Here is a 16,690-nt window from a genome sequence, read left to right on the forward strand (position 1 = left end):
TCAGCCTGACACCCGGACCTTGGACAGGTCGTAGGAGTTGGCGGGGGAAAGCTCGAGGCTGGTGACCCGCTTGCGCTTGGCCAGGACGTTGTCCGGGGTCCAGGCCCACATGGCCGGCCAGAGCGCCCAGATCTTCTCCTGAGCCTGCTTGAGCAGCGCGTCCCGCTTGGCGGCGTCGGGCTCCGAGCCGGCCTGGTCGATCAGGCCGCTGATCTCCGGGAAGACGAAGCCGTGGTACGTGTCGCGGGTCTTCTCCTTCGCGGCGGTGCCGCCGTACTGGCCCTGAAGGTTGGTGATGGCCAGACCGGTCTGGTTGCCGTAGCCGTTGCCGAGGACGTCCCAGTCGCCGGCCTCACCGCGGCGCCACGCGTTGATCTCACCGCCCTTGGGGATCTCCTTCAGCTTCACCGTCACGCCGACGTCGCCGAGCATGCTGACCAGTGCCTCCATCACCCGGGCGGCGCCGGCGAACTCGGACTCCTCCCAGATGAACGTGAGGTTGAGGTTCGACACGCCCTCGGCGGCGAGCATCTGCTTGGCCTTCGCGGGGTCGAACCGGTACTCGCCGGTGCGGACGAAGCCGGCAAGGGTCTTGGGCACCACGCCCTCGGCGGAGCTGACCACCCCGTTCATCAGGCTGGAGATCAGCGAGTCGTGGTCGACGGCGTAGCTGAGCGCCTCCCGGACCTTCGGGTTGGTCAGCGGGTGACCGGCCGGCTTGCGGAAGTTGTAGAAGAGGTGGATCAGGCGGGTGCCCGGCTCCTGGATGAGCTGGATGTCGTTGTTCTTCTTCAGCGCCGCCGCCGACTCGGGGGTGATGGTGTCGATGACGTCGGCCTGGCCGGAGGTGATGGCGATGACGCGCCCACCCTCCTCCTCCTGGTAGGAGATGTTGACCTCGTCGAGGAGCGCCTTCTCGCCCCAGTAGTTCTCGTTGCGCACCAGCCGGTAGGTGCCGGTGCCGGAGTCGGCCGAGGCGACCTTGAAGGGGCCGGTGCCGATGCCGTCGCGCAGCTCCTCCGGCTTGTTGGCCTTGGCCGGGGTGATGAGGATGTTCGACATCAGCGAGTCGAGCGTCACGAGCGGCTTGCTGGTGGTGAGCGTGAAGGTGCGGTCGTCGATCTTCGTAAACACGGGCTGCTCGGGGAACTGGGCGGCGACGTAGCTCGCCTTCACCTGGAAATAGTACTTGAGCGCGGTCTCGACGTCCTCGACGGCGACCGGCGACTTGTCCGAGTAGTGGATGTCGTTGCGGAGCTTGACGGTCCACGTGGTGGGTGCGGTGAGCTCGAATGACTCGGCCAGCACCAGTTCGGGCTTGAGGTTCTGACCGATCCGGGTCAGGGCCTGCCGGACGGCGCGCTGGACGGTGACCGCGGCGTCGTACTGGTTGAGCTTGTTGTCGAGGCTCACCAGGTTGCGGTTGAGCACGATGCTGAGCTTGCCGCCGCTTCCGGACCCGGTGGCACCGCCGGCGCCCTGCGGCCCGGCGCAGGCGCTCAGCGCCGAGCCGACGACGGTGCCCGCGCCCACGAGGCCGGCGAACTGCAGGAGCGCCCGGCGGGAGATCCCCCGACCGGGGCCGGCGCCGGTGGCGCCGCTCATCCCGACGATGTCGGACATGAATTCCTCCTTGTGGTGGTTGGCAAGGAATGTCCGTTGTGACGGACGCCACTGGTGGTGGAGCCACGATGGCACAGTTGCGCGTTCTGCGCAATGGCGCTAGCGTCTTTCGCGTCGCTGAATGCATCCGAGCCGGCGGCCGGTCCCCCGGCCGAGCCCCCGCGCGGGATGCCGCCACCGTGGATCGAAAGAGCAGTTCGCAGGCGCATTCAAGGGGAGGTGAGGGGATGCCGGAGCTGACCGTCGTGGCCGATGACCTGAGTGGAGCCGCCGAGGCCGCCGCCACCTTCCTGTTGCGCACAACGCGCATCTCGGTGCTCCTCGGCCACGAACCTCCACCATGCGGGCCAGCGGACGCCGCCACCCCGCCGCGCGTCGTGGCGGTCGACACCGCCACCCGGGCCCTGCACCCGACCGACGCAGCCGACCGGATCAAGTCACTGCTCACCGGGTCGCCGGGCGGAACCGTCCTGAAGAAGGTGGACTCGCTGCTCCGCGGCAACCTCGCTACCGAGGTGGCGGCCCTGCACGCCGTCCTCGGTGCCACCCCGGTCGTCGCCACCGCACTTCCCGGCGCCGGGCGGATCGTGGTCGACGGCGTGCTGCACGTCCGCGGCGTCCCGCTGCACGAAACCGGCCTCTGGCACGCCGAAGAACGAGCCGCCCCGCGCGACCTCGCCGCGGCGCTCGCGCCCCTGCCAACCCACCCGGTGCCCCTCACCGTCGTACGCGGCGGCCCCCAGGACCTGGCCCGCTCTCTGGCGGCGGCGATCGCGGCCGGGCTCGTACCGGTCTGCGACGCCGCGACCGACGCCGACCTCGACACCGTCTGTGCCGCGGCGCGCCTGGCCACCGAACGGCCGTTGCTGGTCGGCTCCGCCGGGCTCGCCGCCGCGGCAGCCCGCGGCATGGCACCGGATCCCGACCACGCCGCCGACCCCACCTACGCTGTGCCGGCCGCCGGCGCGGTGCTGGTCGTCGCCGGGACCGCCGCCCCCACCATTCGAACTCAGCTCGCCGCGCTCGCCCCCCGGGCCGACGTCGTGCTGCGCCTCGACCCCGAGGCACTGCTGAACGACCCGGCCGCCGCGGCCCACCAGGTGACCGCCCGCCTGGACGGCGCCCGCTGCGCTGCGGTCACCATCGACGACCGCGCCGAGATCCGCCCTCACGTGGCGACGCGCCTGGCAACCGCCCTCGCCGAGGCCGTGGCGCCGTCGACCATGGACGGACGCGCCCTCGTGCTCACCGGCGGCGAGACCGCCCGCGCGGTTCTCGACCGGCTCGGCGTCGCGCGCCTGCGACCCGTTGCCGAGCGGGAAGGCGCCGTGCTCTCGCTTACCGACACGGGGCGCGTCGTGGTGACCCGCCCGGGCAGCTTCGGCGGCCCCACCTCCCTCACCGACCTCGTCCGCATCGTGCTGTCCGAGCACGTGACCTGAAGGAGCCGAGATGGCCAGCAGTCCCTACATCGCCGTCACCATGGGCGACGGCGCCGGAATCGGCCCCGAGATCATCGTGCGGGCGCTGCTCGACCCCCAGGTCTCGGCGACAGCCCGGTGCGTCGTCATCGGCGACGCGGCCCGCCTGCGGCAGGCCGCCGGCATCGTCGGGCTCGATCCGGAGATCGTCCCCGTGACCGGAGTGACCGAAGCCGAGTTCACCCCCGGCCGGATCAACGTCATCGACCTGGGACTGCTGCCGGCCGACCTGCCGTTCGGCCGGATGTCGCCGGTGGCCGGCGACGCCGCGTACCACTACGTGCGGGTGGCCAGCGAGCTGGCGATGGCGGGTGAGGTGCAGGCCATCTGCACGGCCCCGCTGAACAAGGAGGCGCTGCACGCGGGCGGGCACGTCTTCCCCGGCCACACCGAACTGCTCGCCCAGCTCACCGGGACCGCCGAGGTGTCGATGATGCTGTCGACGCCGAGGGTCAAGGTCATCCACGTGACCACCCACATCGGCCTCATCGACGCCGTGGAGCGCATCGAGCCGGGGCTGGTGGAGCGGACCATCCGGCGTGGTCACCAGGCCATGGTGGACGCGGGTGTGCCCGCACCCCGGATCGGGGTCTGCGGCATCAACCCGCACGCCGGCGAGAACGGCCTGTTCGGCCGGGGCGAGGAGGAGTCGAAGATCGTCCCCGCCGTCCAGGCCTGCCGGACCGACGGCATCGACGTGCAGGGCCCGCTGCCCGCGGACACGCTCTTCTTCCTCGCCGGACGCGGTGATTACGACCTGGTGGTGGCGATGTACCACGACCAGGGCCACGGCCCGGTGAAGGTGCTGGGCCTGGAGGCGGGCGTGAACATCACCGTCGGCCTGCCCGTCATCCGCACCTCGGTGGACCACGGCACCGCGTTCGACATCGCCGGGAAGGGGATCGCCGACCACCGATCCATGATCGAGGCGTTGCGGCTCGCCGTCGAGATGGCGCCGCAGCCGGTCGCCGGTTGACTCCTCGGATAAGGTGCGCATGACATGAGCAGGCAGAGATCGTCGCAACGACGCGACCAGATCGTGCAGATGGCCGCTTCCAACGGACTGGCCAGTGTGGAGGAACTCTCCGCCAAGCTGGGCGTGACCCCCTCCACGATCCGGCGCGATCTCGCGCTGCTCACCACCCAGGGCAAACTCGCCCGCACCTACGGCGGCGCCCTCAGCCTGGAGCCGCACCCGGAGGCCTCGCTACGTCAGCGCCTCGGCGAGGCGTACGCCGCCAAACGGGCGATCGCGGCCTGGGCGGCCGAGCAGATCGTCCCCGGCGAGAGCGTCCTGCTCGACGCCGGGTCGACGACGGCCGCCCTGGCCCAGATCCTCACCGGGTTCACCAACCTGTCCGTCTCGACCATCGGCCTGACCGCCCTGGAGGTCCTGGCCGAGGCGGAGCACCTCGATGTCGTCCTCCTCGGGGGCCGGCTGCGGACGCTGAGCCAGAGCTTCGTCGGACCGGTCACCGAGTCGGCGCTGGAGCGGATGTCGTTCGACCGCGCCTTCATGGGCGCCGACGGCGTACGCGCCGACCGGGGCATCAACGAGAAGGACCTCGAACAGACGCGGCTGAAGGAGCTCATGATGAGCCGCGCCGATCATGTCTACGTCCTGGTGCACGGGGCCAAACTGGGCCAGGCGCCCTTCCACGCGTGGGCGGTCATGCCACCCCGATGGACCCTCGTGACAGACGACTCCGCGCCGGACGACGAGGTGGCCAAGTTCCGCGACAAGGGCATCCAGGTGGTCATCGTCGATCCGGCCCCGACCGGCGCCGCCTGAGGCCGCCGAGCCGATCAGGCTCCCCGCGCGTCCGACCGGAGTTCGGTCCGACCACGGCCCGGCCAGCTGCCCGCATGTCGGCCCTTGACCGCCGACCGTGGCCGGCTTAGCTTCGTCAATCAGAAAGGTCTCTTAACTAATTTGGCCTAATCCCTCGTGGGAGCGCCCATGCGATCGTTGCGTCACCGCCGCCTCACCGCCCTCGTCGCCCTGGCGACCGTGCTGGTCTCCGCCACCCCGGCGACCGCCGCGAGCGCGCCGGACAACCCGAACCGCCGGGCCGGCCACCTCCATGTCGGCTACTTCACCCAGTGGGGGATCTACGGCCGGGCCTTCCCGGTCAAGAAGCTGGACACCTCCGGGGCGGCGAGCCGCCTCACCCACGTCAACTACGCCTTCGGCAACGTGAGCGAGGACGGGCGCTGCTACGTGGACGGTGGGCCGGGCGAGGGTGACGCCTGGGCCGACTACCAGCGCCCCGTCCCGGCGGAGGAGAGCGTCGACGGCGTCGCCGACGCCTGGGGCGAACCGCTCAACGGCAACCTCGGCCAGTTGGCCAAGCTCAAGGCCAAGCACCGCGACCTGAAGGTGCTGATCTCGCTGGGCGGCTGGAGCTGGTCGACGTACTTCTCGAACGCCGCCCGCACCGACGCCTCCCGCCGGGCGTTCGTCGCCTCCTGCATCGACCTCTACCTCAAGGGGAACCTCCCGGTCCTGGACGGTGGCAGCGGCGGCCCGGCCGCGGCCGCCGGCGTCTTCGACGGCATCGACCTGGACTGGGAGTGGCCGAACTGGCCGGGTGAGCCGGGCAACGTGGTCCGCCCGGAGGACCGGCAGAACTTCACCAAGCTGCTCGCCGAGTTCCGCCGGCAACTCGACGCGTACGGCCGGCAGACCCGCAAGCACTACGAGCTGACCGCCTTCCTGCCGGCCAACCCGGCGGCCATGGACGCCGGCTACGAGGGCCGCAAAATCTTCCAGTACCTGGACTTCGCCACCGTGCAGGGATACGACTTCCACGGCGCCTGGGACGCGGTGACCAACCAGCAGTCGGCGCTGCGCGTGCCGGCGGGAGCACCCGACAGCCCCGACTTCTCCGCCGAGGTGGCGATCGACGGCTGGATCGCTCGCGGTGCACCACGTGACAAGCTGGTCCTCGGCATCCCGTACTACGGCCGGGGCTGGACCGGCGTAACCGGCGGCGGGAACGGCCTGTTCCAGCCCGCGGCCGGGCCCGCGCCGGCCACCTTCGAGGCCGGCTACGAGGACTATCGGCGGCTCAAGGCCCTGGCCGGCGACGGCTTCACCATTCACCGCGACGTTCGCGCCGGGCACACCTGGTTGTTCGACGGCACGACGTTCTGGACGTACGACGATCCGGCGGTCGTGCTGCAGAAGACGCGGTACATCCGCCGGGCCGGCCTGGCCGGAGCAATGGTCTGGTCGCTGGACGGCGACGACGACAACGCCACGTTGACCAGGACGATCAGCCTCGGGCTGGCGACCCCGTAGCCGTACCTCGCCACCGGGACGCTCCGGTCCCACCCAGCGATCCCCGCCGGCCCGTCACCGACCGAATTTCTCGGCCGGCGACGGGCCGGCGGCGTTCGGAAGCACCCGCAACGGCCGGCCGAGGGTGGGCCGGGCGACGGACGACCGATCTGATCGTTCAGCCCTATGCAACCGGCAAACACGGGAGAGTCGGCGCAGAGCCGCACGTACCGGAGGAGGACCCGTGCCACCAATGCACCGGCGGCTGTTGGCGCTGCTCGGGATCGCCGCGGCGGTCCCGCTGGCTGAGGTCTTCGTGCTGGTGCTGGTCGGGTTCATCCCGGCCGAGGGGCTCGCGCCGCAGAGCACGGCGGTCTGGCCGTACGACTCCTACCACGACATGCGCTGGCTGCTGGTCTACCACAACTCCTGGCTCATGTTCGGCGCCGGCCTGCTGGGTCTGATCGCGCTGCGTGGAGTGCTGTCCGCGACGATCGTCAGCCTGGCCTGGCCGGCGCATGCGCCCCGGCCGCCGTACCGGGCGCTTGTGCTGCGCAACGTCGGGGTAGCGGCGTTCGGAGCGTTCCTCGTCCTGCCGTACGCCGCCTACGCGATCGCGGCGTCGGTGGTCTCGCTGTCCTGGTTCCTGTTCGCCGCCCTCATTCCGATGCTGCTGCTCGCCCCCTTCCTGCAGCGGATGTCGGTGGGCCCAGGGTGGTGGCGCGGATTGCCGTCGATCGAACTGGTCGGCTGGTCGCTACTCGACTTCGTCGTGATCACCGTGCTCGGCGGGCTGGTGTGGCGCACACCGGAGGTGTGGACGCCCATCGTCACCATCGCCGCCGGCGCACTCAACGGTCTGCTGTGGCGGCAAACGGTGCACGCGGCCGTCCTGCAGAAGCGGATACGTTGGGCGCGGGTGCCGGTCGCACCGATCGTCATGGTGCTGGCGCTGGCCGTCCCGCTGACGTCGCAGGTGCTCTCCCAACCCCGCAACCAGGCCAACACCGTCACGGCGCCGATTCTCAGCCAGCGGCTGCCGCCGCAGGTGCCCTACGCGGTGATCCTGCTCGACGGGCACGACTCGGCGTACGACGGCCGACCCGCGGCGGATCCGAACGTGCAGCCCTTCTCATACCTCGGCCTGGACGCAGCTGGCCGCCCGCGGCCGTACCGGTCGAGCGCCACCCACCGGTCGCTGGAGTCCAGCTCGCAACTGCTCGCCGCGCAGATCGAGGTGCTCCACCAGCGCACCGGACGACCGATCGCGCTGATCGCGCGGAGCGAGGGGGCGATGGTGGCCCGCACCTACCTGCGGGACCGGCCCGACTCTCCGGTGCGGGCGCTGGCGATGTTCAGCCCGCTGGTCCGCGCCGGACGGACCTACTATCCCCCGCCGGAGGCCAATACCGGCTGGGGGCTGGCCGCCGGATGGCTGCTGCGGGTGATGTTCAAGGTGACGACCATCGGCAACCGGGCCGGCAGCACACCCGACGAGCCGTTCGTCCGCTCACTGCTGGACGGGGCGACCTTCTACCGCTACCAGATCCTGTGCCCGATCCCGGGCGTACGCGTCGTCGCCTTCCTGCCGACCGTGAGCGCCGCCGAGGCCCCACCCGGCCAGAAGCTCCAGATCCCGGTGGTCGAGGTGCCGACCTTCCATGCGGGAATCATCGGCCGGAAGGGCGCCGACGACGTGCTGATCAGCTTCCTCGCCGGCGCGAACGTCAACCATCCCCGCCGCGAGTTCGGCCCACTCCAGCAACTGGGGGACGCCTGGCATGCCCCCGCCCTGGCGATCCAGCTGAATCCGGTCTGGCGGCCCACCGCGCCACCCGGCCGGCCGTTCACACCGACCCGATTCTGCCGCACCTGACGCCCTACTTCGCGGCGACCGACACCGGCGTGCTGAGCCGGCCCTCGTTCCCGCTGCGATCCAGCCCCGACACACAGTAGGACAGGGATCCGCCGGTCGGGGCGGCGCGGTCGACCCAACCGCCACCACGGGCAGTGCCGACGAGCCGGGCCACCTCGGCGTCCACCCGGTAGACGGCGAAGCTCGCCGCGCCCTCCCCGCGCCAGGTCAGCACCACTCCGCCGTCCGCACGTCGTACGCCCGTGACCTCGGGCGCCGCGGGCGGCGCGGCCGGTAGCTGCGCCATCGTGGGCACCAGCGCCGGGCCGGCGTAGTGCGCCTCGCTGTACCGGCTGACCGCCCCGAGTCTGTCGGCGCGCACCTGCTTGGCGCTGAAGTGCACGCTGCCGCTCACCCCGTGCCGCTGGTTGAGGGCGAGCTGGCGGTCCAACTCGGCCGGGTCGCGCCAGGCGCCGCGCTCGCCCACCCGGTAGTCGGCCTGGCCGATGTAGAGCTGCACCCGGGTGCCCCGCACCGTTGCCGCCCACCACGGCAGCAGCTTGGCGTAGTCGGCCTTGCCGAACCCGATGTGCCAGTAGAGCTGCGGCACGACGTAGTCCAGCCACTGCTCCCGTACCCACAGTCGGGTGTCGGCATAGATGTCGTCGTAGCTCTGCAACCCGGCGGTCGCCGAGCCGGCCGGGTCGGTGCGCTTGTTACGCCAGATACCGAACGGGCTGATGCCGAACTTCACCCACGGCTTGATCGCCTTGATCCGCTCGCTCATCTCCCGGACCAGCGTGTTCACGTTGTCCCGCCGCCAGTCGTGCTTGTCCGCGAACCCCCGGCCGTAGCGGGCGAACGCCGCGCCGTCCGGAAAGTCCTGCCCGGCCTCGGGATACGGGTAGAAGAAATCGTCGAAGTGCACCCCGTCGACGTCGTACCGCTGCACCGCCTCCAGCATCGAGTCCTCGACGAACTTGCGCGCCTCCGGCACACCCGGGTTGAAGTAGAGGCGGCTGCCGGGCCGGTCAGCGCTCGGATAGGTCACCACCCAATCGGGGTGTCGGCGCAGCGGATGGGCCGGCGCGAGCTGGTCCAGCCGCGGGCCGGGCCCGCCGACCGTGGCCGGCTGCCCACCCCGGTACGGGTTGAACCACGCGTGGAACTCCAGGTTGCGGGCGTGCGCCTCGGCGACCATGAACTCCATCGGGTCCCAGCCCGGGTCACGGCCGTCGTGGCTCCCGGTCAGCCACTGCGACCACGGCGCGTACCTGGACGGCCAGAGTGCGTCCCCGCTCGGCCGCACGTGCACGAACACCGCGTTGTGGTTGCGCCGCACGGCCAGGTCCAGCCAGCTTCGGAACTCCGCCCGCACCGTCGCGGCGGGCAGCCCGGGCCGGCTCGGCCAGTCGATGTTGTTGACCGTCGTGATCCACATGCCGCGTAACTCGCGGGGTGCCCGCGCCGGCCGACCGACGCAGTTCGGGGTGCCGGAGGCAGCCACCTCGCCTGACTCCGCTGCACCGCCGCCGCCGGCAACCCGACCCTGCAGCGACCAGGCGCCGAGCGCGACCGCCACGGCGAGGGAGACGACCACCGCGACGAGGGTCTGGGTACGGCGGCGGCGGAACCAAGAAGCGGGCGGATCGGCGGCGGGCATCGGCCCAGTCTGCCCGGTGCGACCCCCCGGATGAACCAGTTCGGCCGTTACTTAACAGCCAGCTAAGGCGAGTTCCCGCGAGTGACGACGCCAGGACGGCTCAGGCGTTTGCCTGAGCCGTCCTGGCGTTCACACCGTCAGTGGCCCGCCCAGCGGCCGACCACCGCTGCCGCGCCGCCGCCCCGGCGTACCGGTTCGGCCGCGGCGAGCAGCCGGCCGTCCGTCAGGAACTCGATACCGGTCGCGGCGCCGATCTCCTCGGTGGAAGAGAAGGCGTGCCCCGGGGGCAGGCCGTTGCCGTACGCGGTGATGAACGCCGGCTCGGCCTGCGTGCTGGCGCCGTTGCGCTGCGACGCCCGCGGCGCCGCCAGCGCCTCCGGCAGGGTCATCCCCAGGTCGATCCGGTTGACCAGCATCTGCAGAACGGTGGTGATGATCGTCGCGCCGCCGGGCGTGCCGACAGCCAGGAACGGCCGCCCGTCGGCCAGCACGATCGTGGGCGACATCGAGCTACGGGGGCGCTTACCCGGCGCGGGCAGGTTCGGGTCGGGCGCGGTGCCCTGGGTCGGCGCGAAGTTGAAGTCGGTCAGCTCGTTGTTGAGCAGGAATCCCCGACCGGGGACCACCATGCCGTTGCCGCCGGTCGCCTCGATGGTCAGCGTGTACTCCACCACGTTGCCCCACCGGTCGGCCACGGTCAGGTTGGTGGTGCTCTTGCGGTCGTCGCGGGTGTCGGCGACCGCCGCCGCCGAGCAACCGCCGTAGGCGCCGTCGGGGACGCCGGGTGCGACCGGCTTGCGCAGCGCCGCCGAGGAAGCGATCTGACAGGCGCGTTCCTTGGCGAACCCGTCGCTGAGCAGTTCCTGGAGCACGCTCTGCCCGGTGTGGTCGCCGACGTAGCGGTTACGGTCGGCGAACGCCAGCGCGCTGGCCTCCAGATAGTGGTGCATGGCCTGCGTCGCGGTCATCGACCGCAGGTCGAACTGCTCGAGGATGTTGAGCGCCTCCCCCACCGCGGTGCCGCCGCTCGACGGGGTGGACATGCCGTACACCTCGAAGCCGCGGTAGTCCGACCGGGTGGGCTCGGGGAAGCGGGTGCGGTAGCCGGCGAGGTCGGCGGAGGTCATCCCCGCCGGCCGGATCGGATACGGCCACGACCCGACCGGCTGCGCCGCCACCGGCGGGTGCTGCACGGTGGCGACCACGTCGCGGCCGACCTCGCCCCGGTAGAACACGTCGGTGCCCCGCTTGGCGATCAGACGGTACGTCTCGGCGAGGTCCTGGTTGCGGAAGGTGCTACCGACCGCCGGCGGCTGGCCACCGGGCAGGTACAGCGCACTGGTCGAGCTGAACTGCCCGAACGCGGCCTGATTCGCGGCGACCTGACTGGCGAAGGTCTCGTCGACGGGGAAGCCGTCCTCGGCGACCCGCGCGGCGGGCTTGAGCATCTGCGAAAGCGACCGGGTGCCCCAGCGGTCCAACGCGTCCTGCCAGGTCAGCAGGGTGCCGGGAACGCCGGCCGACAGCCCGCTGATCCGGGCCTCGTCGAACCGGTACGGCTGCCCGGTGCTCGGGTTGACGAAGCTGGTTTCGTTCATCGACGCCGGTGCCGCCTCGCGGCCGTCGATGGTGTGCACCTTTCCGCGCTTCGCGTCGTAGTAGACGAAGAAGCCGCCGCCGCCGATGCCGGCCGAGAACGGTTCGGTGACGCCGAGGGTCGCGGCGGCGGCGACCGCCGCGTCGACCGCGTTGCCACCGCGCCGCAGCACGTCCAGCCCGACGGCCGTGGCGGTGGCGTCCACCGTGGACACCGCGCCCCCGTATCCGACGGCCACCGGCTCCGTGGGCGGCTCGGCCGGCTTCGCCTGGGCGGGAACCGCGGTCCCGGCCACCAGCGCGCCCAGCGCGATGGTCGTGGTGATGAGGGCTCGAGGTCTCATGTGTTCTCCCCGATCGGCGTAGGTGGGATTCCTGCCTACCCTCCTCGCCGGGTGTAGGCAACCCGACAGTCGATATTGCCGAGGCCGGGTTCAGCAGCGGGTGACCATGACGCCCGATCTGTCACGATCGCGACTGCACTTCCGTCCGGTCCCCCCGCAGACTACGGTCGCTGTCACCTCGCCAGCGTTCATCCAGGTCGGGTTTCCGGTCGTTCGTCGCAGTGCTCCGCACAGCGGAAGGGGTCGCCGTCATGACGGTCAGCCACAGCAGCGTCGGTGAGTCCGGCGCCGGTCCGGTCGGTCACGGCCCGCACAAGGTGCTGGCGCTGCACGGGTGGTTCGGGTCGGCGCAGGGCTGGGGCTGGCTGCCCGAGTTGATCGACGCCGAGCGTTTCACCTGGGCGTTCCTGGACTACCGGGGATACGGCACGCGCACGGCGGTCGCGGGCGAGCACACCATCGCCGAGATCTCCTGCGACGCCCTGGACCTCGCCGACTCCCTCGGCTGGGACACCTTCTCCGTGGTCGGGCACTCCATGGGCGGCATTGCTGCCCAGCGGGTGCTCGCCGACGCCCCCGGCCGGGTGGAACGCCTCGTCGGCATCAGCCCGGTCCCGGCCGGTGGGGTGCCCTTCGACCTGCAGGGCTGGACGCTGTTCGACGGCGCGGCCGCCAACCCGGACAACCGGCGCGCCATCATCGACCTCACCACCGGCAACCGGCTGTCCGGCCGCTGGCTGGACGAGATGGTCCGGTTCTCCCTCGATCACTCCACTCCGGCGGCGTTCGGCGCCTACCTCACCGCCTGGGCGCGGACCGACTTCACCGACGAGGTGAAGGGCAATCCGGTACCGGCGCTCGCCGTCGTGGGCGAGCACGACCCGGCGCTGGGCGCGGACACGATGCGCGAGACCTGGATGCGCCACTATCCCAACGCTCGGCTCGAGGTGCTGGCCAACGCGGGGCACTACGCGATGTACGAGACGCCGGTCCGGTTGACCACGGTGCTCGAGGAGTTTCTCGGGCAGTGACTGTCGATCCGGCGCCCCTGGTCGACCCGCGCACCTATGTCGACGGCGTCCCGTACGACCTGCTCGCCGCGCTGCGCGCGGCCGACCCGGTGGCGTGGGTCGAGGAGCCGCCGCTGCTCGGGCTACCCGGCGGGCCGGGCTTCTGGCTGGTGCTCCGGCACGCCGAGGTGACAGACGTGCTCAAGCAGCCACGGCTCTTCTCGTCCTGGCTCGGCGCCACCCAGATCCGCGACCCGGCCAGCCCGGAGGATCTCGGTTACGTGCGGCGGATGATGCTGAACATGGACCCGCCGGAGCACGGCCGGCTGCGCCGGTCCGTCGCCCGCTCGTTCACTCCGCGCGCGGTCGCCGCGCTGGAGGCGTCGATCCGCGCGACCGCGGCGGCGCTCGTCGAGCGTACGTTGGGCGACGCCGACGAGGGGACCTTCGACTTCGCTCGTGATCTCGCGGCCGACCTGCCGCTGCTCACGCTCGCGGACGTGCTCGGGATGCCGGAGCCCGACCGCTGGCTGCTGTACGACTGGTCGAACCGGGTGATCGGCTTCCAGGATCCGGACCATGCCGGGTCAGCCGCGTTCGATCCGCGGGCCGGCACCGCCGCGGCCCGCGAGGCCCTGCGACACCGGCCGGCCCCGGACGCCGACGGCCGGATGCCGGACCCGCGCACCCGGGCCGGTATGGCCGACCTCTACGCGTACGCCCACCTGCTGGCCGAGTCGAAGCGCCGCAGCCCGGGCCCGGACGTCATGTCCATCCTGCTGGCCCAGCAAGGGGATGACCGGCTCTCGGTGGACGAGTTCGAGAACATGTTCTGGCTGTTCGCCGTGGCCGGCAACGAGACGATCCGCAACGGCCTGCCCGGCGCGATGATCGCCCTGCTGGAGCATCCGGCCGAGATGGCGCGGCTCCGCCGGGACCTGGCCCTGTTCGACACCGCCGTCGACGAACTGTTGCGCTGGTGGACGCCGGTGATGGTGTTCCGGCGCACCGCCACGACGGACACCGCCGTCGCCGGCGTACCGGTTCGGGCTGGGGACAAGGTGGTGGTCTCGTTCGCGTCGGCCAACCGGGACGAACGCGTCTTCGCCGAGCCCGACGGGCTCGACCTCACCCGCCACCCGAACCCGCACCTGGTCTTCGGCCACGGACCGCACTTCTGCCTGGGCGCGCACCTGGCCCGGTGCCAGCTCCGCGCCCTGTTCGAGGCGCTGCTCGCGAACACCGCCAGCATCACGTACGCGGGTCCACCGGCTTACCTGCGCTCGAACTTCCAGCGCGGTGTGAAGCGCCTGCCGATCCACTGGCGGCGCCGCTGATCAGGCTCCGGCCGCACCTTGCCGCCGGCGCTCGACACCGACCGTCGGGGCGTCGAAGACGTCGGACTGCGGCCAATTTCAGGGACCACACCAACTTTCGTCCGGGCGCGACGAAAGTCAGTGCGGCTGCGGTGAAAGCTATGGACATATAGACATTAGTTTTGTACCGTCGGCCGCGTGACCACGTGGTTCGTCGAGGTGAACCGCCATCGGCGACCCGTGCGTGACTGACCGCATGTCGCACCGCGGGCAGCGCTGATCGGCGCCGCGGTCGACGTCCCGCGCGCCACTCAGCAGCCCCCACCACCCGGATCGCCCACTCAAAAAAGGAACAAAAAGTACGTCCCCGACCTGCCCCGACCCGTCCCCAGCCAAAGGAGAGGCAGATGAAGAGACGACTCTCGCTCGCCGTAGCGGGCCTGGCGACCATCACCCTCGTCGCCACACCAACCGTCGCGATGGCCCAGCCAGCCACGGCAGACGCGCCCCCCGAGTCGAGCTTCCAGAAGGTGACCCTCAACGACCACCCGGGCGAGCCGATGGACCTCGCCGTGCTGCCGGACAGCCGGGTGCTGCACGTGACCCGCCCCGGGGAGGTCTGGCTGCACGACCCCGCCACGGGCCGCAACACCCTGGCCGCGACGCTGGACGTCTACCGGCACGACGAAGAGGGCCTGCAGAACGTCGCGATCGATCCCAACTTCGGCAAGGCCGGAAACAACTGGGTCTACCTGTACTACTCCCCGCCGATGAACACCCCGGTCGACGACCCGTCGACCCCGAACGTCAACGAGGGCGACGCGCCGGCCTGGGGCACCCCCGCCGACTTCGAGCCGTTCAAGGGAGCGATCCGGCTCTCCCGGTTCCGGTTGGTCAAGGACAAGCTGGACCTCTCCACCGAGCAGCAGATCCTCGACGTACCGGTCGACCGGGGCATCTGCTGCCACGTCGGCGGGGACATCGTCTTCGACGCCAAGGGCAACCTGTACCTGTCCACCGGTGACGACACCAACCCGTTCGAGTCGGGCGGCTACACCCCCATCGACGAGCGTGCCGGCCGCAACCCGGCGTACGACGCGCAGCGCAGCTCGGCCAACACCAACGACCTGCGCGGCAAGATCCTGCGCATCAAGGTACGCGACGGCGGGGGCTACACCATCCCGGACGGGAACCTCTTCCCGGCGGGCACGCCCAAGACGCGGCCCGAGATCTACCTGATGGGCCTGCGCAACCCGTTCCGGATCGAGTTCAACCGGCAGGCCGACGAGCTGTACGTCGCCGACTACTCGCCGGACGCGGGCGAGGCCGATCCGCAGCGCGGGCCGGCCGGGCAGGGCAAGTGGGCGGTCGTCCGCAAGGCGGCGAACTACGGCTGGCCCTACTGCGCCACCGCACAGCTGCCGTACGTGGACTACGACTTCGCCACCGGCCGGTCCGGGCAGCCGTTCAACTGCTCCGCGCCGATCAACGAGTCCCCGCACAACACCGGCCTGCGCGAGCTGCCGCCGGTGCAGCAGCCGGACGTCTGGTACGGCTACGGCGCCTCTGCGCAGTTCCCGGAGCTGGGCACGGGCGGCATCGGGCCGATGGCCGGGCCGGCGTACCACTTCTCCTACCCGACCACGCGGGGACGCGCCCCGGTGGCCTGGCCGGCCTACTACGACGGCATTCCGCTGTTCTACGAGTGGACCCGCGACTACGTGCAGGGTTTCCGGCTGAACTCCGGCGGTGACCTGAGCGGCATCGAGCGAGTGCTCCCCTCGTTCATCTTCGACAACCCGATGGACCTGGAGTTCGGCCCGGACGGCGCGCTCTACGTGCTCGAGTACGGCGACGGTTTCTTCAGCGAGAACCCGGACGCGCAGCTGGCCCGGATCGACTACACCGGCTGGACGGGCAACCACACTCCGGTGCCCCAGGTCTCGGCCACGCCCACCAACGGGCTCGCCCCGCTGACCGTCACGTTCTCCAGCGAGGGCACGACCGACTACGACGGCGACCGGCTGTCGTACGCGTGGGACTTCGACAACGACGGCAAGGTCGACTCGCGCGCGGCAAACCCGACGTTCACGTACCAGACGAACGGTCTCTACAACGCCACCGTCAAGGTGAGCGACCCCGGAGGGCTGTCGGCCGCCGCGTCGGTCCGGGTCGTGGTCGGCAACGCCGAGCCCGTGGTGGAGCTGGTCAAGCCGGTCGCGGGCCAGCCGCTCAAGTTCGGCGACACCGTGCAGTTCGAGGTGCGGGTGACCGACGACCAGCCGGTGGACTGCGCCCGGGTCAGCGTCACATACGTCCTCGGCCACGACTCGCACGGCCACCCGCAGACCACCGCCAACGGCTGCACCGGCTCGATCCAGACGACCGTGCCGTCCGGCCACGACCCGGAGAAGGACAACCTGACCGCCGTGTTCGTGGCGTCCTACACCGATCCCGGTGGCAACGGGCTGCCCGCCCTGACCGGGTCGGACGAGGTCGTCCTGGTTCCCACGAAGTAG

The 16,690-nt window shown here is 71.1% G+C and carries 11 protein-coding genes; 8 read left to right on the plus strand and 3 right to left on the minus strand.

Annotation, left to right across the window (positions count from 1 at the left end; all coding sequences use genetic code 11):
* On the minus strand, window positions 1-1,623 hold the full coding sequence (locus ACFYML_RS21100) for an ABC transporter substrate-binding protein (RefSeq protein ID WP_387422260.1): 1,623 nt from the start codon (window positions 1,621-1,623) through the stop codon (window positions 1-3).
* 227 nt (window positions 1,624-1,850) lie between these two features.
* On the opposite strand from ACFYML_RS21100, the gene ACFYML_RS21105 reads away from it, so the two are divergent.
* The 5 genes from ACFYML_RS21105 to ACFYML_RS21125 all read left to right on the plus strand — a co-directional run bounded on the left by ACFYML_RS21105 (window position 1,851) and on the right by ACFYML_RS21125 (window position 8,263).
* Complete coding sequence (locus ACFYML_RS21105) at window positions 1,851-3,065, plus strand: four-carbon acid sugar kinase family protein (RefSeq protein WP_387422261.1); 1,215 nt, start codon at window positions 1,851-1,853, stop codon at window positions 3,063-3,065.
* A 10-nt stretch (window positions 3,066-3,075) separates the two neighbouring features.
* Window positions 3,076-4,080, plus strand: coding sequence for a 4-hydroxythreonine-4-phosphate dehydrogenase PdxA (pdxA, locus tag ACFYML_RS21110; protein WP_387422262.1), 1,005 nt, complete (start codon window positions 3,076-3,078; stop codon window positions 4,078-4,080).
* A 24-nt stretch (window positions 4,081-4,104) separates the two neighbouring features.
* Window positions 4,105-4,896, plus strand: coding sequence for a DeoR/GlpR family DNA-binding transcription regulator (locus ACFYML_RS21115; protein ID WP_387422263.1), 792 nt, complete (start codon window positions 4,105-4,107; stop codon window positions 4,894-4,896).
* A 168-nt stretch (window positions 4,897-5,064) separates the two neighbouring features.
* Window positions 5,065-6,408 (plus strand): glycoside hydrolase family 18 protein, encoded by a 1,344-nt coding sequence (locus ACFYML_RS21120; RefSeq protein ID WP_387422264.1) that lies wholly within the window; start codon window positions 5,065-5,067, stop codon window positions 6,406-6,408.
* A 223-nt stretch (window positions 6,409-6,631) separates the two neighbouring features.
* A complete protein-coding gene (locus ACFYML_RS21125) occupies window positions 6,632-8,263 on the plus strand; it encodes a hypothetical protein (protein ID WP_387422265.1) in 1,632 nt (543 codons plus the stop codon).
* A gap of 4 nt (window positions 8,264-8,267) precedes the next feature.
* On the opposite strand, the gene ACFYML_RS21130 is transcribed toward ACFYML_RS21125, so the two are convergent.
* Both ACFYML_RS21130 and ggt read right to left on the minus strand, forming a co-directional pair.
* The gene (locus ACFYML_RS21130) at window positions 8,268-9,905 is read right to left on the minus strand and encodes a family 10 glycosylhydrolase (RefSeq protein WP_387422266.1); all 1,638 of its coding nucleotides are present in this window, start codon (window positions 9,903-9,905) and stop codon (window positions 8,268-8,270) included.
* A gap of 137 nt (window positions 9,906-10,042) precedes the next feature.
* Window positions 10,043-11,845 (minus strand): gamma-glutamyltransferase, encoded by a 1,803-nt coding sequence (gene ggt / locus ACFYML_RS21135; protein ID WP_387422267.1) that lies wholly within the window; start codon window positions 11,843-11,845, stop codon window positions 10,043-10,045.
* Between the two features lie 251 nt (window positions 11,846-12,096).
* Here ggt and ACFYML_RS21140 point away from each other — a divergent pair, with 251 nt between their 5' ends.
* From ACFYML_RS21140 to ACFYML_RS21150, 3 genes are all read left to right on the plus strand, one after another.
* Window positions 12,097-12,876, plus strand: a complete 780-nt coding sequence (locus tag ACFYML_RS21140; protein ID WP_387422268.1) for an alpha/beta fold hydrolase — start codon at window positions 12,097-12,099, stop codon at window positions 12,874-12,876.
* Window positions 12,873-14,192: a cytochrome P450 gene (locus ACFYML_RS21145; RefSeq protein WP_387422269.1), complete on the plus strand. Its 1,320-nt coding sequence runs from the start codon at window positions 12,873-12,875 to the stop codon at window positions 14,190-14,192. The genes ACFYML_RS21140 and ACFYML_RS21145 overlap by 4 nt, the downstream gene beginning before the upstream one ends.
* Window positions 14,193-14,578: 386 nt before the next feature.
* Window positions 14,579-16,690, plus strand: coding sequence for a PQQ-dependent sugar dehydrogenase (locus ACFYML_RS21150; protein ID WP_387422271.1), 2,112 nt, complete (start codon window positions 14,579-14,581; stop codon window positions 16,688-16,690).

The organism is Micromonospora sp. NPDC007230, assembly GCF_042869115.1.
Taxonomy (GTDB): domain Bacteria; phylum Actinomycetota; class Actinomycetes; order Mycobacteriales; family Micromonosporaceae; genus Micromonospora.

Coding starts and splice junctions, on each gene's coding strand:
- ACFYML_RS21130 (WP_387422266.1), bottom strand. CDS start 9,905: ATGCCCGCCGCCGATCCGCCCGCTTCTTGGTTCCGCCGCCGCCGTACC.
- pdxA (WP_387422262.1), top strand. CDS start 3,076: ATGGCCAGCAGTCCCTACATCGCCGTCACCATGGGCGACGGCGCCGGA.
- ACFYML_RS21100 (WP_387422260.1), bottom strand. CDS start 1,623: ATGTCCGACATCGTCGGGATGAGCGGCGCCACCGGCGCCGGCCCCGGT.
- ACFYML_RS21105 (WP_387422261.1), top strand. CDS start 1,851: ATGCCGGAGCTGACCGTCGTGGCCGATGACCTGAGTGGAGCCGCCGAG.
- ggt (WP_387422267.1), bottom strand. CDS start 11,845: ATGAGACCTCGAGCCCTCATCACCACGACCATCGCGCTGGGCGCGCTG.
- ACFYML_RS21140 (WP_387422268.1), top strand. CDS start 12,097: ATGACGGTCAGCCACAGCAGCGTCGGTGAGTCCGGCGCCGGTCCGGTC.
- ACFYML_RS21150 (WP_387422271.1), top strand. CDS start 14,579: ATGAAGAGACGACTCTCGCTCGCCGTAGCGGGCCTGGCGACCATCACC.
- ACFYML_RS21120 (WP_387422264.1), top strand. CDS start 5,065: ATGCGATCGTTGCGTCACCGCCGCCTCACCGCCCTCGTCGCCCTGGCG.
- ACFYML_RS21115 (WP_387422263.1), top strand. CDS start 4,105: ATGAGCAGGCAGAGATCGTCGCAACGACGCGACCAGATCGTGCAGATG.